General features: G+C 68.0%; 19 protein-coding genes, 2 tRNA genes and 1 pseudogene. 10 read left to right on the forward strand and 12 right to left on the reverse strand.

Annotation, left to right across the window (positions count from 1 at the left end; genetic code table 11):
- Positions 1-134: 134 nt before the first annotated feature.
- From ACLQ2S_RS13325 to ACLQ2S_RS13345, 5 genes are all read right to left on the reverse strand, one after another.
- Positions 135-1,274, reverse strand: a complete 1,140-nt coding sequence (locus ACLQ2S_RS13325) for an ABC transporter substrate-binding protein (RefSeq protein ID WP_196222639.1) — start codon at positions 1,272-1,274, stop codon at positions 135-137.
- A 152-nt stretch (positions 1,275-1,426) separates the two neighbouring features.
- Positions 1,427-2,833: an aldehyde dehydrogenase family protein gene (locus ACLQ2S_RS13330; protein ID WP_309223883.1), complete on the reverse strand. Its 1,407-nt coding sequence runs from the start codon at positions 2,831-2,833 to the stop codon at positions 1,427-1,429.
- On the reverse strand, positions 2,830-4,647 hold the full coding sequence (locus ACLQ2S_RS13335) for an ABC transporter permease subunit (protein WP_155221983.1): 1,818 nt from the start codon (positions 4,645-4,647) through the stop codon (positions 2,830-2,832). Before ACLQ2S_RS13335 ends, ACLQ2S_RS13330 begins: the two co-directional genes overlap by 4 nt.
- Complete coding sequence (locus ACLQ2S_RS13340) at positions 4,644-5,816, reverse strand: ABC transporter ATP-binding protein (RefSeq protein ID WP_309223882.1); 1,173 nt, start codon at positions 5,814-5,816, stop codon at positions 4,644-4,646. Before ACLQ2S_RS13340 ends, ACLQ2S_RS13335 begins: the two co-directional genes overlap by 4 nt.
- 208 nt (positions 5,817-6,024) lie before the next feature.
- Positions 6,025-6,390, reverse strand: a complete 366-nt coding sequence (locus ACLQ2S_RS13345; protein ID WP_196222638.1) for a hypothetical protein — start codon at positions 6,388-6,390, stop codon at positions 6,025-6,027.
- A 132-nt stretch (positions 6,391-6,522) separates the two neighbouring features.
- Between ACLQ2S_RS13345 and ACLQ2S_RS13350 the strand changes: the two genes are divergently transcribed.
- The 7 genes from ACLQ2S_RS13350 to ACLQ2S_RS13380 all read left to right on the forward strand — a co-directional run bounded on the left by ACLQ2S_RS13350 (position 6,523) and on the right by ACLQ2S_RS13380 (position 10,377).
- The gene (locus ACLQ2S_RS13350; protein ID WP_155221981.1) at positions 6,523-6,759 is read left to right on the forward strand and encodes a hypothetical protein; all 237 of its coding nucleotides are present in this window, start codon (positions 6,523-6,525) and stop codon (positions 6,757-6,759) included.
- A 468-nt stretch (positions 6,760-7,227) separates the two neighbouring features.
- Positions 7,228-7,494, forward strand: coding sequence for a hypothetical protein (locus ACLQ2S_RS13355; RefSeq protein ID WP_155221980.1), 267 nt, complete (start codon positions 7,228-7,230; stop codon positions 7,492-7,494).
- A gap of 159 nt (positions 7,495-7,653) precedes the next feature.
- Positions 7,654-7,726: transfer RNA gene (locus tag ACLQ2S_RS13360), tRNA-Ala, on the forward strand.
- Positions 7,727-7,738: 12 nt separating this feature from the next.
- A tRNA-Ser gene (locus ACLQ2S_RS13365) sits at positions 7,739-7,811 on the forward strand.
- A 21-nt stretch (positions 7,812-7,832) separates the two neighbouring features.
- A complete protein-coding gene (locus tag ACLQ2S_RS13370; RefSeq protein WP_425701770.1) occupies positions 7,833-9,200 on the forward strand; it encodes an SDR family NAD(P)-dependent oxidoreductase in 1,368 nt (455 codons plus the stop codon).
- Positions 9,201-9,427: 227 nt separating this feature from the next.
- Positions 9,428-10,216: a DUF1152 domain-containing protein gene (locus tag ACLQ2S_RS13375; protein WP_425701771.1), complete on the forward strand. Its 789-nt coding sequence runs from the start codon at positions 9,428-9,430 to the stop codon at positions 10,214-10,216.
- Positions 10,216-10,377, forward strand: a complete 162-nt coding sequence (locus ACLQ2S_RS13380; RefSeq protein WP_425701772.1) for a hypothetical protein — start codon at positions 10,216-10,218, stop codon at positions 10,375-10,377. The genes ACLQ2S_RS13375 and ACLQ2S_RS13380 overlap by 1 nt, the downstream gene beginning before the upstream one ends.
- 76 nt (positions 10,378-10,453) lie before the next feature.
- Here the strand turns inward: ACLQ2S_RS13380 and ACLQ2S_RS13385 are convergent, their stop codons facing one another.
- Positions 10,454-11,101, reverse strand: coding sequence for a hypothetical protein (locus ACLQ2S_RS13385; protein WP_425701773.1), 648 nt, complete (start codon positions 11,099-11,101; stop codon positions 10,454-10,456).
- A 176-nt stretch (positions 11,102-11,277) separates the two neighbouring features.
- Between ACLQ2S_RS13385 and ACLQ2S_RS13390 the strand changes: the two are divergent.
- Positions 11,278-11,883: pseudogene (locus ACLQ2S_RS13390) on the forward strand (tyrosine-type recombinase/integrase); the annotation flags it as partial.
- Positions 11,884-13,009: 1,126 nt separating this feature from the next.
- Entirely contained in the window at positions 13,010-13,249 is a 240-nt protein-coding gene (locus ACLQ2S_RS13395; protein ID WP_425701774.1) for a hypothetical protein, read from the forward strand.
- Between the two features lie 221 nt (positions 13,250-13,470).
- Here the strand turns inward: ACLQ2S_RS13395 and ACLQ2S_RS13400 are convergent, their stop codons facing one another.
- Both ACLQ2S_RS13400 and ACLQ2S_RS13405 read right to left on the reverse strand, forming a co-directional pair.
- Positions 13,471-15,675: an N-6 DNA methylase gene (locus tag ACLQ2S_RS13400; protein ID WP_425701775.1), complete on the reverse strand. Its 2,205-nt coding sequence runs from the start codon at positions 15,673-15,675 to the stop codon at positions 13,471-13,473.
- A 59-nt stretch (positions 15,676-15,734) separates the two neighbouring features.
- On the reverse strand, positions 15,735-15,893 hold the full coding sequence (locus tag ACLQ2S_RS13405) for a hypothetical protein (protein ID WP_425701776.1): 159 nt from the start codon (positions 15,891-15,893) through the stop codon (positions 15,735-15,737).
- Between the two features lie 461 nt (positions 15,894-16,354).
- On the opposite strand from ACLQ2S_RS13405, the gene ACLQ2S_RS13410 reads away from it, so the two are divergent.
- Positions 16,355-17,650 (forward strand): protein NO VEIN domain-containing protein, encoded by a 1,296-nt coding sequence (locus ACLQ2S_RS13410; protein ID WP_425701777.1) that lies wholly within the window; start codon positions 16,355-16,357, stop codon positions 17,648-17,650.
- 65 nt (positions 17,651-17,715) lie between these two features.
- On the opposite strand, the gene ACLQ2S_RS13415 is transcribed toward ACLQ2S_RS13410, so the two are convergent.
- The 4 genes from ACLQ2S_RS13415 to ACLQ2S_RS13430 are packed head-to-tail and all read right to left on the reverse strand — an operon-like array spanning position 17,716 to position 25,766.
- A complete protein-coding gene (locus ACLQ2S_RS13415) occupies positions 17,716-20,280 on the reverse strand; it encodes an RNaseH domain-containing protein (protein WP_425701778.1) in 2,565 nt (854 codons plus the stop codon).
- A 14-nt stretch (positions 20,281-20,294) separates the two neighbouring features.
- Positions 20,295-23,567, reverse strand: a complete 3,273-nt coding sequence (locus ACLQ2S_RS13420) for a hypothetical protein (RefSeq protein ID WP_425701779.1) — start codon at positions 23,565-23,567, stop codon at positions 20,295-20,297.
- Positions 23,564-24,751 carry a hypothetical protein gene (locus tag ACLQ2S_RS13425; protein ID WP_425701780.1) on the reverse strand — a complete coding sequence of 396 codons (1,188 nt, stop codon included), beginning with the start codon at positions 24,749-24,751 and terminating at the stop codon, positions 23,564-23,566. The genes ACLQ2S_RS13420 and ACLQ2S_RS13425 overlap by 4 nt, the downstream gene beginning before the upstream one ends.
- Positions 24,714-25,766, reverse strand: a complete 1,053-nt coding sequence (locus tag ACLQ2S_RS13430; protein ID WP_425701781.1) for a hypothetical protein — start codon at positions 25,764-25,766, stop codon at positions 24,714-24,716. Before ACLQ2S_RS13430 ends, ACLQ2S_RS13425 begins: the two co-directional genes overlap by 38 nt.
- Between the last annotated feature and the right edge of the window lie 245 nt (positions 25,767-26,011).

The following is a 26,011-nucleotide window of genomic DNA, read 5'->3' on the forward strand; positions in this document are numbered from 1 at the left end:
AAGGCGCGGGCGAGCGCGCCGGCTCCGACGGGCAGCGACCGGAGGAGGTGGGGATGAGGGGCGCGGCGTGGGATGGCGTGGTGGCAGGGGTGGTCCGTCGGGGCGGTCGCATCCTGCGACCGCCCCGACCACGGTCAGCCGGCGATGAAGCTCTGGAACCGTTCGTTGACCACGTCGTAGTTGCTGCGGTCGGTGCCCGCGTACGGCTTGTACCAGAAGAAGGAATCGATCCGGAAGGTGATGTCGTTGGGTACGCCACCCAGCTCGGGGACGTCGTTGGTGGATGTCGTCCAGCGGTCGGCGAGCTTCTTGTCGGCCGCGTCGTAGATGGCGGTCGAGGGGATCGGCTGCCGCCAGGCCTCACCGATCCGGGCGCCGATGCTCGGCTCGAACCGGAAGGCGATGCTGGCCATCGACGCCTTCGCGTTCGGCGCGCCCTTCGGCACGGCGAGGAAGTCCACGTGGGCCAGGGCCTGGTTCAGGGTGTACGCGACCTTGGCGCCCTGATCGATGAGATCCTCGATACGAGCGTTGGACATGGCGACCATGGTGGCCTCACCGGTGGCGAGCAGTTGCTGCGCCTCGGTGCCGGAACCCCACCACTTCACGATGTGCGGCTTGATCTGCTCCAGCTTGCGGAACGCCCGGTCGAAGTCGAGCGGGTACATCTGCTCCGGTTCGACCCCGTCGGCCAGCAGCGCTGCTTCGATCACCTTGACCGGCTCGAAGTTCTGCAGCGAGCGCTTGCCGGGGAACCGCCCGACATCCCAGAAGTCGGCCCACGACTTGGGCTGCGACTCGGCATTCGGGTACGCGTCGAGGTTGTAGGCCAGGACGATCGACGCCTCAGCGTACCCGACCGCCTTGGGCAACTTGTACTTGTCGTCCATCGAGTCGAGCACCGACTTCGGGAACAGCGAGTAGTCGATGTCCTCCAGACAGCACTCCGCGAACTGCTCGTAGTTGCCGGCGGTCACACTGAACTGGTCGATGTCGACCCGACCGGCGGCGACCTGGCTCTCGATCCGGTTGTAGATGTCGGTCGACCACGGCACCTCGACCACCTCGACGCCGGTGATCCCGGTGAAGGGTTTCCAGACGTGGGTGAACTCGGCGTCGGAGAAGGTGCCACCGAAACCGACGTTGGTGATCTTCCCGCTCAGGTCGCCGGTGTTCCACGGGCGATCGTCGAAGTCACCGGCGGCGGGTCCGTCCGCGCTGTTGCCACCGCCGCACGCGGCCAGTACGGTCACCGCCGCCACCGCGGCGGCCAACTGGCGTACGGTCCGGCCGGACCGACGGGGGTGTGAATATCGTCCGAAAGGTAGGGTCATCTCGATCGGCTCCACTTCATCGCTAGGGCGCGTTAGTCCAGGTGACTGGCCCGCCCGGTTCGTCTGGTAGCGACGTGACTTCTGATGCGTGACTACTGCTGCGGTGTGGGCGACGGCAGGCCGGACGGGCGGCCGTGCCAGTGGGTCTGGATGTTGGCGAACTCGCTGATCCCGTCGGCGGCGAGTTCACGGCCGATACCGGAACGACGGACGCCGCCGAAGGGCAACCGCCAGTCGCTCTGCACGATCTCGTTGACGAAGACCATGCCGGCGTCAAGAGCTCCGGCGAGACGGTCGGCGCGTTCCGGCGACGCCGTCCACACGCTCGCCCCCAGTCCGTACTCGTCGCTGTCGGCGAGCCGGAGCAGTTCCTGCTCGCTGTCGGCGACCAACACCGGCGCCACCGGCCCGAAGGTCTCGTCCCGCCACACGGGTGCGTCGACGGGAACGTCGGTGAGGATGGTGGGCGGATAGTAGAAGCCGGGCCCGGCGACCGGTTCGCCGCCGGTGAGCACCCGGGCCCCAGCGCGGACGGACTCCCGGACCTGGCTGTGCAGCAGGTCGCGCAGGTCGGCGCGGGCCAGCGGGCCGACGGTGGTACGGGGATCCGCGGGGTCGCCGACCCGCTGTGCGGCGAACTGTTCGGTCAACGCGGCGAGGAATGCCTCGGCGACCGGCCGCTCGACGATGAACCGCTTGGCCGCCACACAACTCTGCCCGCCGTTGCCCAGCCGGGACCGGGCGGCAGCGGACGCGGCGGCGTCGACGTCCGCGTCGGCCAGCACGATGAACGGGTCGGACCCGCCGAGTTCAAGCACGACCTTCTTGACCGCCGCACCCGCCACGGCCGCGACTGCCGCACCCGCGGTGACGCTGCCGGTGACCGAGACGCCGGCGACGGCCGGATGCGCGATCACGTCGGCCACGGCCGACTCGGCGACGAGCAGCGGCGACAGCGTCCCGGCCGGCAGCCCGGCCCGCGCGACGACGTCGCCGAGGGCGAGTGTGGACAGCGCGGCGTTCGGCGCGGGTTTGATCAGACAGGCGTTGCCGAGCAACAGGTTCGGCACCGCGAAGCGCAGCGTCTGCCAGTACGGGAAGTTCCACGGCATGACGCCGAGGATGACTCCGGTGGGACGCAGCCGGATGCGCGCCGGCAGGTCCCCGGCCAGGGGGCGCCGGTCGGCGAGCAGGGTCTCGGCCTGGTCGGCGAACCCGTCGCACAGTGCCCGGCACTTGTCGACCTCGGCCGCCGACTGCGCGATCGGTTTGCCGATCTCGCGTACGAGCAGACCCGCCAGTTCGTCCCGGGCGTCGCCGAGGGCGTCGGAGAGGGCACGTAGCGCCTCGACGCGCTGCGCCGTGGGACGCTCACGCCAGTGCCGCTGAGCGCGGGCGGCCCCGTCGATGGTGCGGGAGGTCTCGTCGGGGGTCAGGGTCGGGGTGCCGGCGATCGGTTCGCCGCTGCGGGGGTCGATGCTCAGGTAGTCACGGTTCACAGGATCGATCCCTTCATACCGGTACGACGCTGGCGCAGGCGCATCATCAGCGCGACCACGCCGAGCACGGTGATCACCACGAGCATCTCGGCGACGGAGACGACGGCGAGGATCGGCGAGAAGCGCACATGCAGGTCCTCCCAGAGCCGCAACGGGAGGGTCCGCAGCCCGGTGCCGGCGAGACTGATCGTGAAGACGAGCTCGTCGAAACTGGTCAGGAACCCGAAGAAGGCGGCGACGAGGAAGCCCGGACGCAGCACCGGGAGGGTGACCGTGAGGAAGGCCCGCAGCGGGGACGCGCCAAGACCGCGGGCGGCCTGCTCCAGGCGGTAGTCGAAGGCGCGCAGGTTGGCCACGAGGATCAGGGTGACCAGCGGCACCGCAGGAATGGCGTGCCCGATGACCAGCCCGGCGAAGGTCCCGTCCAGCCGCAGATTGAACAGCACCAGATAGAGCCCGAAGGCGAGTGCCACACTCGGGATGATCAGCGGGGTGGCGATCACCCCCATGATCAGATCCTTGCCGGGAAAGGTCCCCCGAACCAGCGCCAGCGCCGCGAGAGTGCTGAGGGTGGTGACGACGAGCGCCACCACGACACCCAGCCGGATGCTGGTGAGGAAGGCGTCCACCCACCTCGGGTCGGCCAGGAACTCCCGATACCAGTCGGTGGTCAGATCGGTCGACGGGAACTCGGCGAAGGTCGAGCGTTGGAAGGACATCAGCACGGCGGCGAGCATCGGTACCAGACACAGCGCCAACCCGACGCCGGCCAGCACGTGGCCGGGGGCGCGGTAGACGATCGACGGTAGCCGGCTGATGCGCATCAGCAGGTTCACGCGGCGCCAGCCCGCGTCCAGGGCACGGCCGGAGCGGCGGGACACGGCGGCGCTCTCCGGGCGCCAGATCGCGCTGAGGGGCACCACCCGCGACACGGCCAGCAACACGATGAAGGAGGCCACCAGCAGCACCATCGACATGGCGGAGGCGAACGCGGGTTCGCCGACGGCGGTGGTGAGGGTCCGGTTGAGCAGGACCGGGTAGACCTGTTCACCTGAGCCGCCGAGCAGGTCCGGAGTGATGAAGAAGCCCAGGCCGAGCATGAACACCAGCACGCAGCCGGCGAGCACACCGGGGATGCTCAGCGGCAGGAAGACGAAGGCGAAGGCGGCCGGACCACCGGCACCGAGCCCGTTCGCCGCCTGCGTCAGACGCGGATCGATGCGGCGCATGACGGTGTAGAGCGGCAGCACCATGTACGGCAGCAGAACGGCGATCATGCCGAGCAGCACCGCCTGCTGGGTGTACATCAGCTGCACTGGCTCATCGACCACGCCGAGGCCCAGCAGCAGCTTGTTGATGGGCCCGTTGCGGGCGAAAATGGTCATCCACCCGAAGGTCCGCACCAGCAGCGCGACGAAGAACGGGATGACGATGAGGGTGGTGACCACGGCCCGGGCCAGCCGAGGTCCGTGCGACATCAGATAGGCCAGCGGATAGCCGATGATGAGCGCGCCGAGCATCGCCACCGAGGCATAGATGAAGGTGCGGCCGAGCGCTTCCAGGTAGAGCGGCTCGGTGAGCAGGGTGCGATAGTGGCGCAACGGGTCGCCGTCGGGAACGCTCTGGGCGGCTAACCTGACGACAGGGTAGGCGAGCGTCAAGGCGTAGAAGGCCAGCACCGGCACGAGCAGCCAGGCCAGCCGGTCGATCGGCGATCTGCGGGCGGGTGGCGGCGAGGAGGACGCCGGCTTCTCCTGCGGTGCCAGGGTGGCGCCGGCCTGTGGATCCGGGGCTCGGACGGGGACGCTGGTCACCGCAACACCACCGCTTCGTCGGCGGCCCACCGCAGGACGATGTCGTCGCCGGCCGCGTAGCTGGCCACCCCGACGGTGTTCTCCCGGATCAGGTGCAGCACCGAGCCGCCGTCGATCTGCACCGTGTAGCGGCTCCGTTGCCCCATGTACAGCACCTCGGTGATCTGCCCGGACACGCCGGCCGCCTCCGTGCCGTCCGCGGCCGGCGCCAGGGTAATCCGCTCGGGCCGCACCACCACGACCGCCTCGTCACCCACGGCCAAGCCCGGGCCGTTGCGGCCCTGGACGTGGACGCCGTCGGCGCTCCGCAACGTGCAGATGCCGTCGGCGATCCGTTCGACACGGCCCCGGAACTCGACGGACTCACCCATGAAGGTGGCGACGAAGGCGTTCGCCGGGCTCGCGTAGATCTCGCGCGGGGTGCCGACCTGCTCGATCCGCCCCTCATTCATGATCACGATGCGGTCACTCATGGTGAGCGCCTCGTCCTGGTCATGGGTGACGTAGATGATCGTCGAAGCGATCTGGCGGTGCAGGTTGACCAGCTCGAACTGCACCGCCTCGCGCAACCTGCGGTCCAGCGCACCGAGCGGTTCGTCCATCAGCAGCACCGGCGGCTCGAACACGATCGCGCGGGCCAGCGCCGCACGCTGCTGCTGGCCGCCGCTGAGCTGAGTGGGGTACTTGTGCGAGTGCGCGCCCAGCTGCACCAGGTCGATGGCGTGGGATACCCGGCGGGCCAACTCCGCGCCGCGGATGCCGCGCATGCGCAGCGGGAACGCGACATTGCGCTGCACCGTCATGTGCGGGAAGAGCGCGTAGCTCTGGAACACCATGCCGATGTCGCGCCGCTCCGGCGGTAGCCGATCGAGGCGCTGCCCACCCAGGTGGATGCTCCCCGCCGTCGGTGACTGGAAGCCGGCGACCATCGACAAAACGGTCGTTTTACCGCTGCCGGAGGGGCCCAGCAGGGTGAGGAACTCGCCTCCGCGTACGTCGAGGTCGAACCCGCGCACCGCCTCGAAGTCCTGGTAGCGCTTCGTCACCCCGGTGAACCGCAGCTGCCGGCCGTCCGAGCCGCCCGCCTCCACAGGCGTACGCAGTGCGGCCGGTGATCCGTTCGTTTCGGGTGCGGTGGCAGCACCACCAAGCTGGGCCCGGCTCGACACTGCTGCTCCTCTGTGCTGGCGACGAGTGTGCATACGTATTCGTAGCATGTGAACTACCAGCAGCGAAAGATCCGATCAGCAAGTGATTCGGCTCCATCGGCGATCGGGCACCATGCAGCTCAGGGCCAGAACGTGGCGATCCGCCGCCCCCTCACGGGCGGCGAGGCTCTCACGCGTTCCGCGTGCATAGCTAGCCAGCTCGGGCGGTTCAGCGACGCGCTACAAGGGTTACGTCCAGGGAAGTGGTGTACGACTTGCCCGTGATGGGCGTGTTGCGTAGATAGGAGACGGCCACCGCGCGATCCTTCGAGACGGCTAAGTCCGGTGAAGGAGAGTGATGCGCGATGGCCACATCTGAGATGTGAACCCCTGTTGACCTGCTGTGCGAGCAGGTCGCGGGCGCGTCGCCGGACGTGTTGCAGGCGATGATGAAGACGTTCGCGCAGGCGGTGGTGTCCGCCGAGGCGAACGCTGGGTCGGTCATCTGCACCCGGCGAGACAGCAGAAACCCGGCTTGCTGCCGTTGTTGGCCAAGAACTTGGCCAACAACAGCCAACAGAGCCTTGAGCTGCACCAATAGTCGACCGCTGTCCACTCGCTTGAACTCCGGCCGTTCGTGGCCTGCGCCGGACTGTCGGGCGGTCAAGGCCCCGACCTGCACCCAACACGCCCGTACCCGAACACCCACCACTCACTCTCCATCGGAGTGATCGACGCCGACGACGCGAACATCATCGCCGAAACCCGACTCGAAGGCGTCACCGTCCAGATCGCCGCCGCCCGCTGCGGCATCCACGGCCAACTCGCCTCACACTGGCGCGACCAAGCCGAAAAACGCCTGATCAACGCCATCCGCAAGGGCGAACTCGCCCACGTGCGGCTACGGCCACATCCCGCCAAACCCGTCCATCGGACCACGCTGAGGGCATGGCCCGGCGAATAGACCCACCCCGGAATGCGGAACGAGGCCCTCTCGGTGGTGATGTCGTCCAGAGCAGCAACGGCCGAGCCATGTGCCGTCCGCCGGCCGCCATAGGGCGAGCCCAATGGCGGCGCTGGCGCAGCCTGAGATCCACGCGACCTGTTGCTTCGTTCCTGGCAGCCGTCGGATCGCCGCGCTGCCGTGGCTGCCTACGCCGACCCGACCATTCCCGGTATCCCGCGTCCAGCAGCGGCTTTACATGCTCCGATGCAACAAGCTCGTCGCCGATCGATGCTGTCCGGGCCGGAAGACGCGGTAAGCGACGCAATCTTGAGAAGGACCCAGCGACGTGACCGCGAAAACCGATCACGCCGTCCCTGATCAGGGCAACCGCCAGCGGCAACGCTGGTGCGGACCTACACCAGTAGAGCGCCTATCCCTGGGAAACCTGGTGCAGTGATGCGGATCGAAGCTGCGACACTTGCTTTCATGAAGCCGCCGCTGTGCCTCGTCTGCGGATCAACCGACAGCGCTACCCAATTCACCGTGGTGAACTTCGCCGTCAACGACCAGGAGCGAGCAGGACTCGAAGCACGAGCAGCCGTCGGTTGGGTCGGGCACCCGGAGAACGCCTACTGGTTCTGCGCCGAACACCTCCATTTCGGCACCGAACGCCAGTCGATGCACTGGCGCGACGCCGTCGCCGAGATCCGCGCCGTCACCGACGGGTTTCCCCGTCGCCTACCGGGATCCTAATCACCCTCGCCGTCCTCGAGCTCTCGGACACCGCAGGGCGGTCCTCGGTCACGGAATCGCGGCACGTCGACGCACGGGCCGCGCCGGTCGGCGTCAACGCCCTGCAGGCGTAAACGGTTGGCGGCAAGGTGATCGGCGTCGCTACGATGCGTCGTGGTGGGGCCTGTAGCGCAGAGGTAGTCGCGCCGCCATAGCGTGGCGGAGGATGCCGGTTCGAGTCCGGTCGGGTCCCACCCCCGTCGCCTGGTCGGTAGCGCAGAGGTCGACGCGCCGCACTGCTCGTGCGGAGGACGCCGGTTCGAATCCGGTCCGACCACGCCGACGGGTTGGGAGGAATGATGGACAGCGCCGAGGTCGAGCAAGTTCTGCGGGTGCTCGGCGAGATCCGCGCCTTGCCCGTCGACGACCCGATCCGGCAACGAGTCCAACGCGCCGTCGACGGGCTGCTCAAGGACGCGCAGCGCCAACGCCGCGCGGATCGACGGCGCAGGACCGCCGCTGCCGACCGGGCCGTGATCGCCGACGCCGCCACGGCAGCCGCCGACCGCCCCGAAGGCGTACCGGTCGCAGATCCCGCAGTCGTCACCGGCACGGTGGGGGTCGGACGAACTCGGCGGGACCGCCGCTGCTACGCCTGTCGCGACCGGTTCCGCACCGTCGACGCCTTCTACCACGCGCTCTGCCCCGCCTGCGCGGACCTGCACCGGCGCCACCGGCACGCCCGCACCGACCTGACCGGCCGCCGCGCCGTGGTCACCGGAGGCCGGGTCAAAATCGGCTTCCAGACGGCGCTGAAACTACTCCGCGACGGGGCCACCGTCACCGTCGTGACGCGGTTCCCCGCCGACGCCGCCCGCCGCTACGCACACCAACCAGACGCCGCCGACTGGCTCGCCTCGCTGCGCGTCATCGGCGCGGACCTACGCGACCCCTGCCAGGTCCTCGACGTCGCACAACGGCTGGCCGACGACGCACCCCGACTCGACATCCTCATCAACAACGCCGCCCAGACCGTACGCCGACCGGACTGGGCCTACCAACCCCTCATCGCCGCAGAACTACACGCCGCACCCCACGGCGTCGCCATCGAATCCGCAGCCGGTTTCCGACCGGGCGCCGCACCACCCGACTGGAGCGCCCGCCTGTCCACGCTTCCGGAAGCCCCCCGCCAGGAGCTGACCTCCATCATCGACGCCACCGGCGCCCTCATCGTCCCCGGCACCACGAACTCCTGGACCGCAACCATCGGCCAGATCGACCCCGTCGAACTACTGGAAGTGCAACTCGTCAACGTCGTCGCACCGTTCCTCCTGCTCGACCGGCTCCGCCCCGCCCTGACCGCACCCGGCCCCGACAACCGGTACGTGATCAACGTGACCGGCCGCGAAGGCTGGTTCTCCGAAGACAGCACCGGCCCCACCCGACACCCCCACACCAGCATCAGCAAGGCCGCCCTCAACATGCTCACCCGCGTCGGCGCCACCGACCTCGCCCGACACCACGTCCACATGAGCGCCGTCGACACCGGCTGGATCACCGACGAGAACCCCACCACCATCAAAGCCCACCGCGCCGCCACCGGCTGGCAACCACCACTGGACGTCACCGACGCCGCAGCCCGCATCTACCACCCCATCATCAGCGGCGAAAACGGCACACCCCTACACGGCGTCCTACTCAAGAACTACACCGTCGTCCCCTGGTAGCAGCAAGGTCAACGACAGGGCCGACCTCGACGTCGGGTTGCGGTCGTCAACCGTCACGGCAGGCGGGCCGCAGGGCGTGACGGGTGCCGCCTGCGGTCCCGGCGGGCGTACGGCGTACCTGCCGCCGAATGCCTGCCGTGTTCGGGTCAATCTGGTTCGGGCATCAGGCCCTGCGCCCGGAGTTGTTCGACCTGACTGGCCGGCGGTGGTAGCGGGTCGTGGTCTGATTGGCCGTTCCGCCGCTGTTTGCCACCCTGGCTCCGGCGCGGAGCATCCTCATCGCCGGAGCGGGCGGCGGGTTCGACGTGTACGCCGGCCGGCCCTGGGGGTTCGCCCTGTGGCCCCGCGGCGCGCAGGTACATCTGGCCAGCCTGTCCTTCTCCCAGCTCGAGTTGATCGACCGTGACGCGTGGATAGCGGAGCACGTCGCGGCAGTGCAGCCGGACACCACCAGCCCGGACTGGTACTTCCCCGAACGGACGCTCGCCCGGTGGCTGGCGGCTCAGGAACTGCCGTCGACCGTGTACGCCTTTCCACCGCTCGGTGTCCAGCCGTTACGGGCGGCGTACCGGTACCTGGTCGACCAACTCAACATCGATGCGGTCGTGCTGGTCGACGGCGGCACCGATGTCCTGCTGCGCGGCGACGAGGGCGACCTCGGCACCCCGGTGGAGGACATCACCAGTCTGGCCGCCGTGGCCGCGCTGGACGTGCCGGTCAAGCTGGTGACCAGTCTCGGTTTCGGTATCGACGCCTACGACGGCGTCAACCACGTTCAGGTGCTGGAAAACCTCGCCGCACTCGACCGTGACGGCGGCTACCTCGGTGCCCTGTCCATCCCCGGATCGAGCCGGGAGGCGACGCTGTACCGCGATGCTGTCGCCGACGCCCAGGCCGCCACCCGGACCGGCCCAGCATCGTCCAAGGACAGATCGCCGCCGCCACCAGCGGCGCGTTCGGAGACGTCCGCTTCACCCGGCGCACCGGCGGCGGCCACCTGTTCGTCAACCCGCTGATGGCGATCTACTTCACCGTCAGCCTCGACAAACTCGCCGCCCGATGCCTGTACCTCGACCGCATCGAGAACACCGTCGGCAGGCGACAGGTCATCACGCGCATCCAAACGTTCCGCGACGAACTCCTCAGCGCCCGCGTCCCCCGCGCATGTCCCCACTGAACACCCCGACTCCGGCAGACCCGGACATGTACGGCTTGTTGCTCCGCAAGTCGTTACAGCAGGTCCAGCAGAGTCTCTATCCGGGTGGCCAGCACCAGATCCATGGTGCCTTCGACGCGGACACTGACCACTGCACCACCCGGTGGCTGCGCCAGCCGGATGACCAGCGGGGGCGTGCCTGCCAGCGGGTATTCGAACCAGCCGTCGGCCGCTTCGTGTCATCGAGCGCACCGGTCAGCGCTGCCTCGTCCAGGTCGTCATACGCGTAGCCGATGTAGGAGCTGATTTGCCGGAGCAGCTGCACGACGTGTTCCTCGGCCACCCATCCGCAGACCTGCGCCACAACCTCGCCCCGGACCGTGCCGTCCGGGGACAGCGACCGTGCCGTCAGCAACTGTTCCGATTGCGGGTCGTACGAGTCGAGCCCGTAGGCACCGGCCAGAAACGGCAGTGCGCTGGTGCCTTCCCAACCGTAGGGCAGAGTCACCCCGACAAATCGATCGGCGAGGTCAGCGCGACCCCATGGCTGCCGGCCGCCCAGATCGTGGTGCCACGGAGCAATCATGTCGACAAGGTCCGGCCAGCGGCGTAGCAACTCGGCGCGGAAAGCCAGAACGCGCTCATCCGCTACCAGAGCATCGGCCCGCTCGTCGGCGAGCCGATCAGCCAACCGGCGGGGATACTCTGCTGCCCCGGACGGCCAGAAGTACAGGTCGTAGCTCACCCACAGCAGCGTAACGACCTCCAGATCGACCCATCCTCCTCCGCAGAGCCGAACCTCCGCGCCCAGCGAGTCTCGGCTACCGGCGGCGACGGCTACGCGGCCTGCCTACGCGCCGAAGCGGCAGATCCGGATGGGTTCGAGGGCGGGTGTGCGAGGGTCGCGTAGTGGCATCAGCTCTCGCCGCTGCACTGGTCGACCGGTCCGCGAATCACTTCACCGGGTGGGCCGACGTGGTGATATTCGCCGCCTGTACCGCCGCTCGAATCGGCGAGGTTTCCGGCGTACGGGCCGAGGACATCGACCGGGAAACCTGGATGTGGACGGTACGCCGCCAGACCGCACCCAGCCCCGGTGGCCTCATCGACAAGGGCACCAAGGGAAAACGCGCCCGGACCGTACCACTGATCGAAGAGGTACGGCCGATCGTCGCTCACCGCCTGGACGCCGCGACCAAGCCCGGTTCCCGGCTGTTCACCGGTCCACGCGGTGGCCGGATCAGCACCGCCGTGCTGCGCGACGCAACGCATTGGGATGAGGTGGTCACCACGCTCGGATACGAACACCTACGCCGACACGACCTGCGGCACACCGGCCTCACGTGGATGGCCGATGCTGGCGTACCCGTTCACGTCCTCCGCAAGATTGCCGGACACGGGTCGCTGACCACCACCCAGCGGTACCTACACCCCGACCGGCAATCGATCACCGATGCGGGAACCGCGCTCAGCGCTCACCTGAAGGCCCGTCGGTCCCCAGGTGGTCCCCAGCTACGCGCCGTCTAGATCAGCAAATCCCTACTATCCACATACAGATTAGAGGCCGTTGACCAGGGCTTTTACCCTGGTTGACGGCCTCTTTTCGTGCTGTCGGGACGGCCGGATTCGAACCGACGACCCCTTGACCCCCAGTTTTACAACGATTCTGTCACGCCATGTCGGAACAGCTCGATACGTCCGCATACCCGGACAGAACGGCAGCAGGCGTCACGTCTCAATGCCATCTCATGTCGGCCACTCCTCCCCTGGTGGGCCGTCACCGTTACCGGGTTCGTTACGGCGAACGGTCAAGGACCCGCCCTGCCGTCCCGTACAGCTGCACGGATGACGAGAAACACTACTTGTAGTGCGTCCTAGGATAGAACTGCTCAAACTCCACCGGGCGCTCTTTGCGTCAGCACGCTCCCAAACGCTGCGGCCGAGCTGGCCTTGGTTGCCGCCGAAGAGCCCTGCCCCGCTAAGCAGGGCGTGACGAGCATCAGCTGCACCAGCGACTGCTCAATCGTGACCAACCGATTCCCAGCCACCGCCACCTTCAGCCGAGCTGTTGTACCCCCTTCCGCAGGGCCGGTTCTCGGTACGTCAGCGGCGAGCGCGAACAACGCCGCCTCGGCGACCCAGTCCTCGACGCATAAGCAGAGATCCACCACCACGAACCTCAGGCTGGGCCGCGGTCCACCACAGCTCGTCCTTGACGGAGTGCAGGATGACGAGGCACACCCACGCTGCATCAGCCGATACCAGTCCGTCAGCGTCGGCTTGGTCAGGTGCTGCCAGCGCCGCGTATCCCGCTGCCGTAGCGGTTCATGTCAGAGGACAGGTGCCGGCTGTCGGCGTACGAGTCGCAGTGCAGAGCCGTATACGCCATCGAGTAAACAGCAGCTATCGACATCCGTAAGGCCGAGCGGCGAGCAGGCTTCCGAGGCGCCAGAGTCGTCGCCGCTACACATAGTGATCGGCGCCGACTTCCCATGCGCCCGGATCTGCCGATGTATGAGACGGCCCTGGGAAGCGTGCCGAACGCCTCGCCGTCGGTGCACCACCACACCACCGTGGGCGGTAACCGTCGTATGGCTCAAAGGTGGGACCATTGCGACCCGGCAACAAGTTCCGAACGAGAGAGGGCGAACCTATGGCAAGCGAGTCCTGCCCCATCTGCGGCGAAGAGGCCGACGCCGACGAAATCGACCCGCACGGCCACTTCTCGGGGGATGACGAGGGCGACCTCGACGAGGACGTGGTCGTTCACCTGCTTATCCTTGGATCGCGACGGGACAGGATCGGCTGCGGCGAAGACACCGACAACGGTAGCGACGGGGCAAGCACGGACGAGGGTAGCGTGACCTGCCCCGAGTGCCGTGCCGTTATGTGACCCGGCAGAGACGGTGAGGGGCGGCCTGGGCGCCCGCTCATGGCTCAGCCGCGAGCCGAGCACCCAGCCTCACGCTCGTCAACTACTAGGCGTGAGTGTCGGATAAGGCCTGCTCGGCTGGCCGTCGTCGCTGCGCCCAGAGGGCTTCCCGCCCAGAACCTCTGCACATTTGGCGTGCCTGGTTCTGCATTGGAACCCGTACGCCGACACTGACCATCAAGTCATGATTGTCGGTCACGACGAACTACAACTGGCGCCCACATGTCGATTCGGTTTCCGGCTACGACGAGGCTCTGTTGGGTCGCGGTGGGTGGTAGCGCGAGCGGCAATCGGCTGAGGCTCTTCTTGCTGATGCTGGATCGGGATCCGTGCAAGGTGTTGGCCTCTAGCCATCCCTGCACCTGAGGTCGGCCGAGGTACCAGGCCAGGTACTCCGGCATGACCCCGGAACCAGGGCGCACCCGTATGCAGGTGTCGCCCATCAGCCAGCCGGCTTCTTTTTCGGTGACGGTGCCGAACCGTTTGGTATCACCGACCCGGACCAGCAGGATGTCTCCGCGCCGCAGCTGGTATAGCTGCTGCAGCCGCCGGACGGCCTGGTCGCTCACCCGCTTCTTCAGGTTTGGTTCGATGCCACCGTCGCGGATGCCTCCGGCCATGACCACCGGAACACCGTCCGGCAGGTAGTCCGAGTCGCGAAACCGGGTAGTCGATGGGCCTGGTTGGATCTCACATCGCTGCCACAGTGGGCCTACCCACCAGTCAGCAGGCACGGCACCGATGAGACTGTCCCAGGTTGTTTCCGCCCCGGGTGCCGGTTGGTAGTCGGGGCGGTCTCCGGTCGGTGCTGGTCCGCGGAGATCGAGGACTTCGGCCGACGCCCGTTGGTTGGCCAGCGCCGATGCCGCCAAATGCGGACGCCGAGGCTGATAGGTGCCGGGGTGTAGGGCGTACTCATGGTCGCGAGCCTCGTCCCGAGTGACCGCGATCGCGGTGACCAGCGAACCGCCCTGGGATAGGGCAGCCGAGCCGGCCAACCATCGCCGGTGGGCGTGGAGAATGGCGGCGCACCCGGCTTCGGTCAGCATCCGGTAGCTCCGGTCATCCCGCGTCGCCTTCCGGGCGTCGATCAGCAGAATGTCCTCGCGCGGCGCCTGTCCGGGGTGCGCCAGGATCCACACCGTGACCGGAAGCGCGGTCTCGCGGAACAGGTTCCTGGGTAACGTGATCACGCACCGCACGAAACCGCGCTCGACCAAACCCCTGCGCACCGCTGCCCCCTGGCTGCTGAGGCCGGACGCGAACGGGCTCGGCATGATCACCGCGGCCCGACCCCGCGGCCCCAGCGCCGCTGCCACCGCCTGCAACCAGGCTGAGGCGGTGTCATACGGTGCCGGTCGACCACACAACCACCTCTCCCCGCGGCGCGATGCCGGAACACTCCACTCCGCCTTGCCGAAGGGCGGATTCAGCAGCACAACGTCATACTCGCCCAGCCCAGCGTCCACCTCGTTGGCGTCGGCTGGCGGCCCATCGCCCAGATCACATCGCACGCCGTGGATCGCGGTGTTGAGGGTGGCCAACTGCCAAGTCCGTTCGGTTGTCGCCCGACCGGTCAGCACAATCGATTCGCCACCCACGGCCGACTCATCGATCCTGGCCAGGTGGCGGCCGGCCTCCACAACCAACGTCCCGGGACCGCAGCACGGATCATGTACTCGCTGCCCTGGCCGGGGATCGACAAGGCGCACCATCAATCGAGCCAAGGCGGCGGGTACCAAGTATTCGTCCGGGCTGCTATGCCGGCGACGGGCGAACTGGTCCAACAGAACGTCGAACGCGTCGGCGGCCGGCATTGGAGCCGCCGAAAGCTCCTGGACCAATCTCGATAACTGGCCCGGCCACCAGTCAGCCGGCAAGCCGCGCAGCTTCTCGGTCGCCGCCGTCAGCGGTTGCGGAAGCCGCTGCGTCACCTCGATGATCTTGGCCTGGATGCCTGCGCACGATGCTCGTTGTAGTTGAGTCCAACCGACAGGATCTACCTCTCGCACGCACAGGAGCGACAACACAACCGTCTCAAAGGTTGCCGGGTCCGTGGCCACTGGCAGCTGATCCGCCCAGGCCCGCAACCGCTGCACCGGCTCGACCGGCGACCGGTTCACCCCATATCGGACATTGGGCGCGGCGGCCAGCCCGGCCGCCGAGCGGAAGCGCTGCCCGTAAGTGATGTCACGAGGATCGTCCGCGCGCCGAGCCCTCTGATGGATCTTGCGCCCGTCCAACCATTCAGCCACCGCATCGACCTGGTAACGCAGCCAGCGACCCTCCCTGATCGGGTGGGGGAAGGACTGGGGGTGCCGGCTGGCCCAGAGGCTGACTGCTTGCTCCTCCACCCCAGCCGCCTGCGCCACCTCCGCGCGGGTCATCCACCGCCGCTCCGTGACTACGTTCCTGTCATCACCGGCTCTGACGCTGGGTCGTCCGGTCATCGCCGGCCGGTCCGCCATGCGCGGATCAACTGGACCAAATGCCGCGTGCGCCGCTCACTCGTGATCACCCAGCCGACGAACACCACCAGTACCCCGATGGCCATGAACAAGTAGAGCCTTGGCCAACCCTCGATCAACCATGCCAGCCAGTCCATAGCTGACCTCCTCCCTGCGGTCCGTTGGGTTTGACCGTAAGTCCACGTAGGGCATCGTGACGCACGCGGATACAAAGAAGGCCGGTTTTGTTTCGTAGGAACAGGCGGACTGCGGTAGTCGAGGTGGAAGCGTTGTTCCTCCCAGGGAGACGTCCGTGTAGGTCGCCGACCCTGCGTCGTCAGGGCCACCTCTGACGTCTCCAAAGGCAGCTTGGTGTGGCTCGGCGAACTGCTCGGTTAGGGGTTGGCGAGATCCCTGAGGATGATGCTCGGGGTGGTCGCCGCAGTGGATGATGCCACCTGGCTGCTCGCCGTACCGACTGATCGGAGCCTCGCCGGAGCGCTGAGCCGACGGCGAGGGTAAGCAGCGGCGCACCTGGACAGCAGCCAGCGCGCCTACGCTGATTGCAGTTGCCCATCCGGCTCTGGCGTCCAGCCGACCAGCGCGACAAGATGCGCGGATGGCCGTAAACTTCGTCCTCACCGGGGTGCGCGATCTGCCGCCCGGTGACTCGCTCGCGCGCAGCTGGGTGGGATGGAAGGCGACCGCGACCGACGACGAACTTTGGGAGGTCAACCGCGGTCTGTGGAGTCTCGGGAGCCGCGTAGACGGTGAGCGAATCGCCACGCTATCGTTTGATGGCCGTGTGCAGGTCGTCGCGGAGATTGACGGTCGAACCCGCCACGATGTTGACGGCGTGACGAAGTGGGCGCTGGTCGGGCGCGTGCTGCGCCCCGGCGACCCAGTCCATGATGCGTTGAAGGGCGCGCCGGCGCCGCGGTACCGCAATCCAGTGAGCTACTTCGACACCGCAAGGCTGGATATGCTCTCGGCGGCCGAACGCGCCAGCATTGATGGGCGCGAGCGGACCACAATGGTGGTGACGTGGAACCCCGAGCGGTGGAACCCGGACGGCTGGGCGGAGAACGTCTACCCCCGTGACGTCGAAGCGGTCGAGCCGGGCCGGCTCCTGCGAGATCGATGGGCCACCGGGAATCGCAAGGCCGGCATCGAACCGGGCGACCGCATCTTCTTCCTGCGACAGGGACCAGAGCCCCGGGGCATCATCGGCAGCGGCACTGCCGCCAGCCGAATCTTCTCTGCTGAGCAGTGGGACGACAAGCGCGCGGAACAGGACGCCAACTACGTACTGATCGACTGGGACACGCTCGTGCTGCCGGAGGACGGGCTGCCGCACGCACTTTTGGTCAACCACATTCCGGAGGGCGGCGCGTGGCGACCGCAGAGCAGCGGATGGGTACTGCCGCCGCGCGTCGCAGCAAAGCTCGAAAAGCTCTGGGCGGACCACCTCGGCCATCCGGCTCCCCTGCCGACTCGCGGTTCGCCTCGGCAGGGCTGGCAGCTGGATCCCGCGCGGCGCCGGAAAGTCGAAGATGCCGCCCAGGACCGGCTGATGGCGCACTTTCGTGACCGTGGCTGGATTGTGCGGGACGTCCGGTTCGGCAATCCCTACGACGCCATCGCCACCAGGAACGGCCGGACGCTGTGGCTTGAAGCCAAGGGCACCGAGACCAAGGGTGCGGCTGTGATCGTCTCACGGCGCGAGGTGCAGTGGGCGCGGGAACACGACGGAGACTGCGTGCTCGGCATCCTGTCCGATGTCGTGTTTAGGCCGGACGGCGAAGTCGACCCGGCGAGCGGGACGTTCCGGGTCTTCACCTGGAACCCGGACGGCGGCGCGCTCTCGGCTCGTGACTACGACTTCACGCCGGCGGAGGACGACCGACAGGACTGATGCGGGCTGCTGGCGTCCGCCTACGGTGGCGGTGGCGCGCTGCTGCGATGCCAAGCAGGGGCTCGTTACGTGTTCGTCTCCTCGTCCTCGGTCCTGTAGTCGGGGTGTGTGAGGTCGGCGCGGATGGCCAGGTGCAGCGGCATGGGTGCAAGGGTGCGGTCGTCCCAGGTCAGCGTGTGGTCGCATAGGCGGGCGGTGAGCAGGACGAGGGACCGCTCGGTCCAGATGCCGGTCTGCGGAACGGCAATCTCGGTACCGGTATAGGCGTGCCAGTCGTCCCTGACCAGGTGTCTGAGGTTCTCGGGAAGAGTCCAAGGCGTGTATCTGGCGCCGATGCTGCCGCCTTTGGCGCGATAAATCCGCGACGATTTGGGGAACAGCCAGACGTTACTGTCGGCTAGCTGATACACGTATCGATCGGGGGCGGCCGGTTGACGGGGATCACCGGGCTGGTGGCCGCCGTGGCGGTGGACCGGCCGGGGCACCTCACGGCTCGTGTTGCATCGAACGATCGCGACATCACGCTGAGCGGTAAGGCTGACTGCAGGCAGCACGCCGACGCCGAAGTGGTGGTTCTGCAGTCCGGGGTAGATGGATCGCAACGCCGTCGCGTCGACCATGATGACTACGGGGCCGGCAGGTAGCGCATCGAGGATCGACTCGATGTGGAGACGGGCTTGGACGGCCTTGGCGCCGCGGCGGCCGTGCTGGGCCGAGCCGATCGGTCCGGCGTGGAAATGCGCGATGCCGGCAGGTTGCGGTACCCACCGGTTGGCGGTGCCGCTCCACATGCGTACCTGCCAGAACCGTTGCGGGTCCTGGTGGGCGTGGATCGCGGTTGCGGTAGTCACGAATTTCGGGGCCGCGCCGTCACCGGCGGAGTGCTGCAGGCGGGAGTGCAGCCCCACCAGGTGTACCGACGAGTGTCCGGTGCCATCAAGGAAGTCGTGGAGGATGTCGCGAGCTAGGTCCGGATGCAGAACGCCGGCGCTGCGCAGCAGCAGGTCAGCTGCGGCCGCCATTGCGGGATGGTCGGCCTTGGCAGTGGTCGCCGTCGTGGTCTTGCCTGCGTGGCGACCTGGGGGGTCAGGGGTGGCTGGTGGTGGGGGTGTGGCGAGGAACTGGACGGTTATGTCGAGGCGGGACAGGAGACGGCGTACCGGGTTCTTGGCGTCGTCGGTGGCCTTGCCGGTCTTCGGGTCGTACTCGGTCTCAGCCCATGCAACGACCGTGCCGGTCTCCTGTTTCGCGATCACCTCGATGTCGCTCGCCAGTGCGACGCGGTCGCGGTTGCCATGTTCAAGCAGTTCGGTGACCCGGTGGAAGGAGACGACGAGGCCGGGATGCACATCGACGGCTTGATCGTCGAGGGCTACTGCCGCTGCCGGTGCGACGGCGGCCAGTTGGGTGGCCATGCGGTGGCGGGCCGCGGACGTCGCGTACAGGCACAGCAGGCGGAGCCGGTGCGATCCCGCAGCCGCCACTGCGCCGGTGATGACGTCGGGTGTTACCCGCAGGGTGGTCTCGGTGCCCCTGTCCTTGGGGTCGGTGAGGACCTGGCGTCGAGGCGTCTTGACCTTGGTGTGCTTGTCCTTGGCCCACTCCAGCGGTTCGAGCTGTGGGCAGGTTCTGGTGATGTGTTCGGCTAGGCGCAGCATGAGTCGCGCGCCGGGACCCTTGCCGACGGGGTGGACGCGAGGTCCGGGGACCAGCGGCCGGGTGCGTCCGGGCCGTGGTGGGAGGTCTTGGTCGAGGTCGAGTCGCTCCATTCCGCACGCCTGCGCGATCGCGGCGGCGTGGTTGGCGACTTCTGTGATCCACCGGCCGCCGTCCGTTTTGGGTGGCACGTTCTTGACGGGCACCCGCAGGACCGGCAGGTCTGGCTTGTCGCGGTCGATCCAGGCGTTTTTGGATCCGCGCCATTGGTTGTTGATCCTGGACAGGTGGGCGTCGAAGACGACGGCAAGGTCTGACACGCGAGGCAGGGTGATGATGCGGGCGGTGACGCGCAGCATCGCGTAGCCCGTGTAGTCGGTGCCCCACTGGTTGCTGACGAGTTCGTCCCAGGCGAGCAGTGACCCATCGGTGTCCATGCGGAGCGTGAGGTGCGGCCCGTTGTCGTCCAAGGGCAGCTTCCGTGAGCCGACCCGGGCCATGATCGCCCAAATGGCGGAGTCGAACAGCCAGCCGGGGGCGGTGGCGGTGCCAGACTCCGCGACGGTGATGTGGTCGCGGAATGTCCGGGTGGTGTCGGCCAACGGCAGTGCAGGGGCGAGGGTGTTGAGGTCCTCGCCCTTGCGGAGCTGCCGCTCGAAGGTGCGTAGGCAGGTGGCCAGGCGGAAGGAGTTGATCGGATCGGTGGTGAGGATCATGCCCTTGATACCGGCGGCGCGGTCGTCGTCGGATAGCTGCCAGTCGTCGATGATGCGTACTGGCTGGCCGTGGACGGCGGTCAATCCGGTGAGCAGTTGCCGGTAAGGCGGGGTGGCGGGTGCGCCGCCACGGCGCGGCGTGCGGGGCAGGCGCTGCCAGGCGCTGGCGAAGTCGTCGCCCCACGGATAGACGGTGACCTGTCCGAGGAGGTCGGTGACGTGCTCGGCCGGGATGCGGTATCCCAGGGTGGCGAGCATGGTGTTCCTTTCCGTCAGGCGAGGAGCTTGGCTTCGTCGTCGGCGTAGCGGAAGAACTCGGCCAGCGTGGTGCCGTAGAGCTCCCGCATTCGGGGCAGCTGGCCGGTCTGCTCCCAGTGGTCGCGTAGCCTGCGGACGAGCGTGCCGAACGTCGGCCCGCCGCTGGGGTCCAGCATGGCGCCGTCGGCGAGGTAGATCGTGGCCGGCGTGCCGCCGCGCCGGGCGCGACCGACGAGCTGCACGATGCCGTTCATGATCTCCGCAGTGACCGAGAGCTGGACCTCACGGGGCATGGTACGGAAGTAGGGCAAGCTGGTCACGATCTGTTCGAAGTAGTGGCCGGCGACCTGCTTACGGGCGTCGAGGACGTCCGCGGGCCGGTGCTCCAGGTCGCGCAGGACGCCGTCGTTGGCATCCGGGGCGAGCGGGTGGGCGTTGACGTGGGCGACGAGCTCGGTGGGCTCGTCGATGATCGGCACCGGGCGTACCAGCAGCCAGATCGAGCCCAGCGCGGACCGATCGCCGGCGCCGATGATGTTGACGCCGCGCTGAACCCGGGCCAGCGGGGCGATGAGGACGTCCACGCCCAGGCCGGGAGCCTCTTCGAGTCGGTCGGCGGCCAGTTCACGCCACCCGGCCTGGTCGGGCCGGTCGTCGCCGGTGTCGCCAATGTCCGGTGCCTCTTGAGGGCGGACCGCAAGGCAGATGCGGCGGGGGTCGGCACCAGCCCGGACCAGACCTTCCGCGGCCGCCCGCGCCCCGTCGTACGAGGTGGTGGCCAGCAGCACCAGACGCCGATCCGGGTCCTCATCCGCTAGGCGTCGCAGTTCCGGTTCCAGGCGGGTGCGCCACAGCAGTTCGGCGAGGCGGCGCAGTGCCTCCTGACGCCGCGCTCCCTCGGTGCCCGACACCCGCACCAGCACCTGCTCGTTGCCGATCTGCTCGTTGACGTAGGCGGGCAGGATCTGGACACCTTGCGGATCGTCGTCGGTGACCCACCAGTGTGGTTCGAGGTGGACGTGGTGGTGCGGCGCCTGCGGGAAGAACGCCGTGGCAGACAGTCCCAGCACTGCTCGGCGCGTCCCGGCTCGGCACAGCGCGGTGATGTCGGCGAGGGTGGTGGTGTAGACGTGCGGGTCTCCGCCGAATGCGGCCGCGTTGAGCCGGATGGGCAGGCGCCCGGTTGGGTCGATGTGGTGGCTGAAAGCGAACAGCAGCCGACCGAGCGGGCCGTTGGGCAGTGCGCGCCAACGGCTATAGGGACCGAACGTCTCGGCAATCTCCCGGGCGGCTGGGACACCCGCGGCGGCCAGATGCGGAGCGTCGAAGACGAACTGGCGCAGGTGCTGGCGCAGCCGGTCAAGGATGGCACGTTGCAGCAGCCGGTTGATGGCCTTGGCCCTGTCCTGCTCGTCGCGGATGCGCTCGATCAGCAGCTCGTCGAGCTGTTCCCGGCTGTCCTGCAGCCTGGTCGCGCCACTGCCGACCTCGGTCACGGTGGCCAGGATCTGCCGCACTGCGGCGAACTCGGCGGGTTCGTCGGCCTGTGGCGGTTCCTCTCCTGGGAACAGCGACCGGAACCCGCTGACCATGTCCGGTGTCAGCGGTTCGTGCTCGGCCAGGTCGTATAGCTGCGCGGTGAGGGCGCCGTCCCAGCGGCGGGGCACCAGCCAGTACCGGCCAGTCGCAGCTCCTGCGGTGCCCTCGACGCCGATGGTGCCGAAGTACAACGCGGCGGTGTACAACGAGGCCAGGAATTTCGAGTGGTGCACCATGTCCCGGACGCTGGACTCGACCTCCCGGTTAATCCGGCCGGCTGCCCGCACGTACTCGGCCTCCAGCTCATGCAGCGGAGTGCGGGTGCTGCCCCGGCGGTCCAGGACCAGCCCGCGGGCGGCCTGCGACACCACATTGCTCTGGAAGGCGTCGATCTCGTCTATCACGACTAGGTGGCTACGGCGGAACACCAACTCCTCGACGGTCATTCGGTCGGTCAGTCCATGCTCGTCGCGGACCGGAAGGTGCAGCCGGCCGCTGTGGAAGTTGGCGTGACTGGTCAGGATCACCGCGGCGTTGACCGCGGCGCGAGCGAGGCGGAACTTCCCGCACGTCGTCCGCCACGGACAGGCCCGACGGGTCGTGGTCTCCTCGCCAGTTGGCTGCAGGCTGGTGCACGGTTCCGCCCCAGGCGTCCAACCGTCGACTAGTCCTTCGATCTCCGCAGCCGCGGCCAGCGCACACCCGTAGCCGAGTCGGTCCAACGTCCACTCGCCGTCGGGGTCCCAGGTGGGGCGCGTGCGGACCACCTTCTGGGCCACCTCGAACGTTGCCGATGGCGACATCAACGCAGTAGCCGTGGCATCCAGGCCCAGGGACTCAAGGTCTTGTTCCACGGCTCGGGCGAGCTTGAGCACGTCCGCATTCGTGGGCACCACGATGGTGACGACCATCTCGTGGGCGGCCATCCAGCAGGCGACCACTCCCATGATCACACTCTTGCCGATGCCGGTCGGCGCGTTGAGCAATCGGGTCTCGCCGGCGGGCAGCCCGAGGATTCCGTCGATTGACACCGTCCCGTCGGCGGTCCGGAGTCGCTGGCACAGCTTCGTCACATAGCGGGCGCGGTAGCCGGCACCACCACGCGCGGCGTCGATCTTGCCAGCTAGCTCGACGAGTTCATGCGCGGGAATCATGATCTCGCTCACCGGCGGGGAGGTGCGCACCACTGGAGCCGCCGGTTCCGCCGTGGAGGGGTAGGCCGGCAGGACGTATCGCTGGTCCACGACCTGGGCCGCGCCACTACCGGCCGCAACTCGGACGGTGGTGTGGTACCTGCCGGGGCTAGCCACCGGGGTGTTTCCCCGGCCGACCGCGCTGCGCCGCTCCAATTCACGCAGCGCTCCGTCTACGTAGTCACGCAGCGACATCCCCGGCGCGCAGGCCACGGTTAGCGCGTCGTCAGCGTCGGTGACCAACCGGCAGGCGGGCAGCGCGTCCTCGTCCAGGCCCTGCCGCAGCGCACGGCGCACCCATTCGCCGTCGGCGTGCTCCGCCCGCCGCATCCGCAGCAAGCGCACGATCCGCTGCGTGTCATCCCCGCTCAGGGTGCGCCAGGCGGGCCACACGTCGACGTGCCCGTCGAGCAGAAACGCTACGTCCCGGCTGGACACGAGGATTGTGCCTGCGTCCGCCTTGAGCGGAAAATGCGCTGCGGCCAGCCCGACCGCCGCGCGGAGCAGCAGCAGGCTGTTCTGCTCCAGACCCCCGTCCTGCCGCTGGCGAATCACGACGCGCTCCGCTTCTGGCGCCGCACCGCGCCCTTGACCTGGCTCACCAACTGCCCCTCGGTGAGGATCGTGTAAGTGGGCAACGCCTCCCGCAGCGCGTGGATCTGCCCCGCGTGGGTGTCGGGCAGGACGACGTGCCGCGCCGATGGTGGGTTCTCCCTGATGTGCCGCAGCAGCCCTTCCACGGTCGCGTGTTCCTTCACGTCGACGTCCCAGCGTCGGCCACCCACCGCGATGTCCAGGTCGTAGCGGTCGCAGCCCGGATACAACTGGACCGTCGCCCCGGCCCCAGTGAGCAGTCCAGCCAGCCGCAGCTCGGTGGCCCCCGGAACCACGACGAACCGCCAGACCGGCTCCTCCACCTGCACCGCACCGTCGGCGTCGTGCCGTTCCGGTAGCCCGCGCCCCACACCGGCGGGCAGTCGCCGGTCCACGGCCATCAGCCCCGGGCCACCCTTGCCCCGGTCGGTCACCTGGTACGTCGCCGTGTGGGGGGGATAGCGGCAGCGCACCAGCCGCCCCCGCACGTCCATCGGCCATCCGCAAACCCGGCAGGGCCACCACCATCGGCGTTCACCGCTGTGGTGGGACTGTCCGTCGGTCACCGGCACGTAGCGGGCCACTCTGTGCGCCTGCCGCCGGTTGCACTCCTCCACCAGCAATTGCTCAGGACCGGCGGGACGCTCGACCACGAACTGCCGGGCCGTACGGTACGCGGCCTCGTCGGCGGTGGCGATGAGCCTTGCGAACAGCTCGTTCTCGACGTCGTTGGCCCGCATCCATGACCACGATGGCAGCCAGTCCCGCCCCGGGTCGAGTCCGCTGATTACCTCACGGACGTAGTCGGACCCGATCTCGTACGCAGCGTCGGCCAGCGCATCACTGTCGTCGAGCAACACCACCTCGTCAACGCCGTCGCCGTACCGGCCGTCATCGTCATTTGGAATCGGGGGCAGCAACGCGCCCAATGGCCGACGAAGACAACGCACCAGGTCCAGCGGCGTCACCGGATCCCGACCGGGCCCCAACTCGAACATCACGACCCCGGTCATGCGTGCAACCTCCTCGAACGCCCGCGGCTCGCGGCCGCGCACAGACCAGGCGTATGCCGCCCGCAGGGCGGCCGAGGTGATCCGGGCACGACGATCAAGCACGCTGGCGTCGAGCCCACCCCGTGTCGTCATCTCGATTCCGCCCCTTCTGGCGATCGTGCACAACAAGATCCATCTCTCGGCCTCGGTCACGACGCACACCGTGTCCGTCAACGCCAGTGACCCTCGCCGGACCAGCGGCCGCACACCGCTGGGCGAACTCATCGCGCAACTGGTGCAGCGGCGATCGCGCGCCCAGCAACCCGAAGAACTCATCGACCCTCCAGGTCGCCAACCAGCCGACTCGCGACATGTAGAACGCCAGTTCGTCGAACCGATACTCGTCGTCGTAGTCCAGCAGTACGTACCCCGCCAACTGCCAGATCGCCTTGTCCGTAAGCACCTCCGGTCGGGAGATCGACTTGATCTCTATCAGGCGCCTACCGACGACCAGATCCGCATCGGCGCCACCAACATCTCCACTGCCCGCGAACGTCGGCGCAGCCCGGCAGACCGCCACTTCCGCAGCATCCCGCAGCCCTCCGAGAGCACGCTCGGCCAGCCTCACCTGCACCTGCAGGTCCATGACCGCGTAGTCCGGAACGCATGCCAGCAACGCGTCCAAGTCGCCGTCGCCAGCCATCCCAGCCAGCGGCCCGGGGGCGACTGCGCCATCTCGGAAGACCCGGTCGAACCAGGCCAGAGCAAAACACATCCGGTCCAGGCGCGCCTCAGCCTCTCGCTCCAGTAGCCAGCGGCGCCCGCGCATGTGGGGCTCGAAAGTGCGCAGGTGCTTTAGGTACTCGTCGACTAGGGCTTCGCCGACACGCCGTGCTCCGGGCCCGCCGACCGCGCCGGCCAAGGCTACGCCCGCGACGGCCGATGGCGGCGCCTGCAGCACGAATGCGCAGCGCAGGCGGAAATCCACCGCTACGCCCAACAGATCCCACCGCACGACGGTGCGACCCGCCGCCACTGGTCGTTGAACCCGCCGCACGGGTAACGCAGCGGTGTAACTGGCACGAACCGCCGCCGTACGCCGAAGGTGTACACCCAGCCAGCGAGTCAACGGGTGATCATCATCAGCGATGACCGACGTCAGGCTCACGAGTCCTGAGGGTAGGAGCCACCACCGACAATCCAGCTGCACCCATGCGTGTCGGAGGCCTTTACATCATCTGGCGCAGCGCCGCCGTTCGCGCATCATTGAAGCGCACCCCTTTAGATCAGCTTCGCTGGTTCTCGGCGGAGCCGGCAGGAGGAGCTCTTTCGCGGGTCTAAGAGGACGTCTGATTCACGTATTTTGCGTGTGTTGTGGTTTAGTCGTCTCGCCAGGTTGGGGTGGTTTCGGTG

Source organism: Micromonospora sp. DT48 (assembly GCF_049844495.1).
Taxonomy (GTDB): domain Bacteria; phylum Actinomycetota; class Actinomycetes; order Mycobacteriales; family Micromonosporaceae; genus Micromonospora.

Coding starts and splice junctions, on each gene's coding strand:
- ACLQ2S_RS13355 (WP_155221980.1), top strand. CDS start 7,228: ATGAAGCCGCCGCTGTGCCTCGTCTGCGGATCAACCGACAGCGCTACC.
- ACLQ2S_RS13370 (WP_425701770.1), top strand. CDS start 7,833: ATGGACAGCGCCGAGGTCGAGCAAGTTCTGCGGGTGCTCGGCGAGATC.
- ACLQ2S_RS13380 (WP_425701772.1), top strand. CDS start 10,216: ATGGCGATCTACTTCACCGTCAGCCTCGACAAACTCGCCGCCCGATGC.
- ACLQ2S_RS13395 (WP_425701774.1), top strand. CDS start 13,010: ATGGCAAGCGAGTCCTGCCCCATCTGCGGCGAAGAGGCCGACGCCGAC.
- ACLQ2S_RS13400 (WP_425701775.1), bottom strand. CDS start 15,675: ATGACCCGCGCGGAGGTGGCGCAGGCGGCTGGGGTGGAGGAGCAAGCA.
- ACLQ2S_RS13405 (WP_425701776.1), bottom strand. CDS start 15,893: ATGGACTGGCTGGCATGGTTGATCGAGGGTTGGCCAAGGCTCTACTTG.
- ACLQ2S_RS13410 (WP_425701777.1), top strand. CDS start 16,355: ATGGCCGTAAACTTCGTCCTCACCGGGGTGCGCGATCTGCCGCCCGGT.
- ACLQ2S_RS13415 (WP_425701778.1), bottom strand. CDS start 20,280: ATGCTCGCCACCCTGGGATACCGCATCCCGGCCGAGCACGTCACCGAC.
- ACLQ2S_RS13425 (WP_425701780.1), bottom strand. CDS start 24,751: ATGACGACACGGGGTGGGCTCGACGCCAGCGTGCTTGATCGTCGTGCC.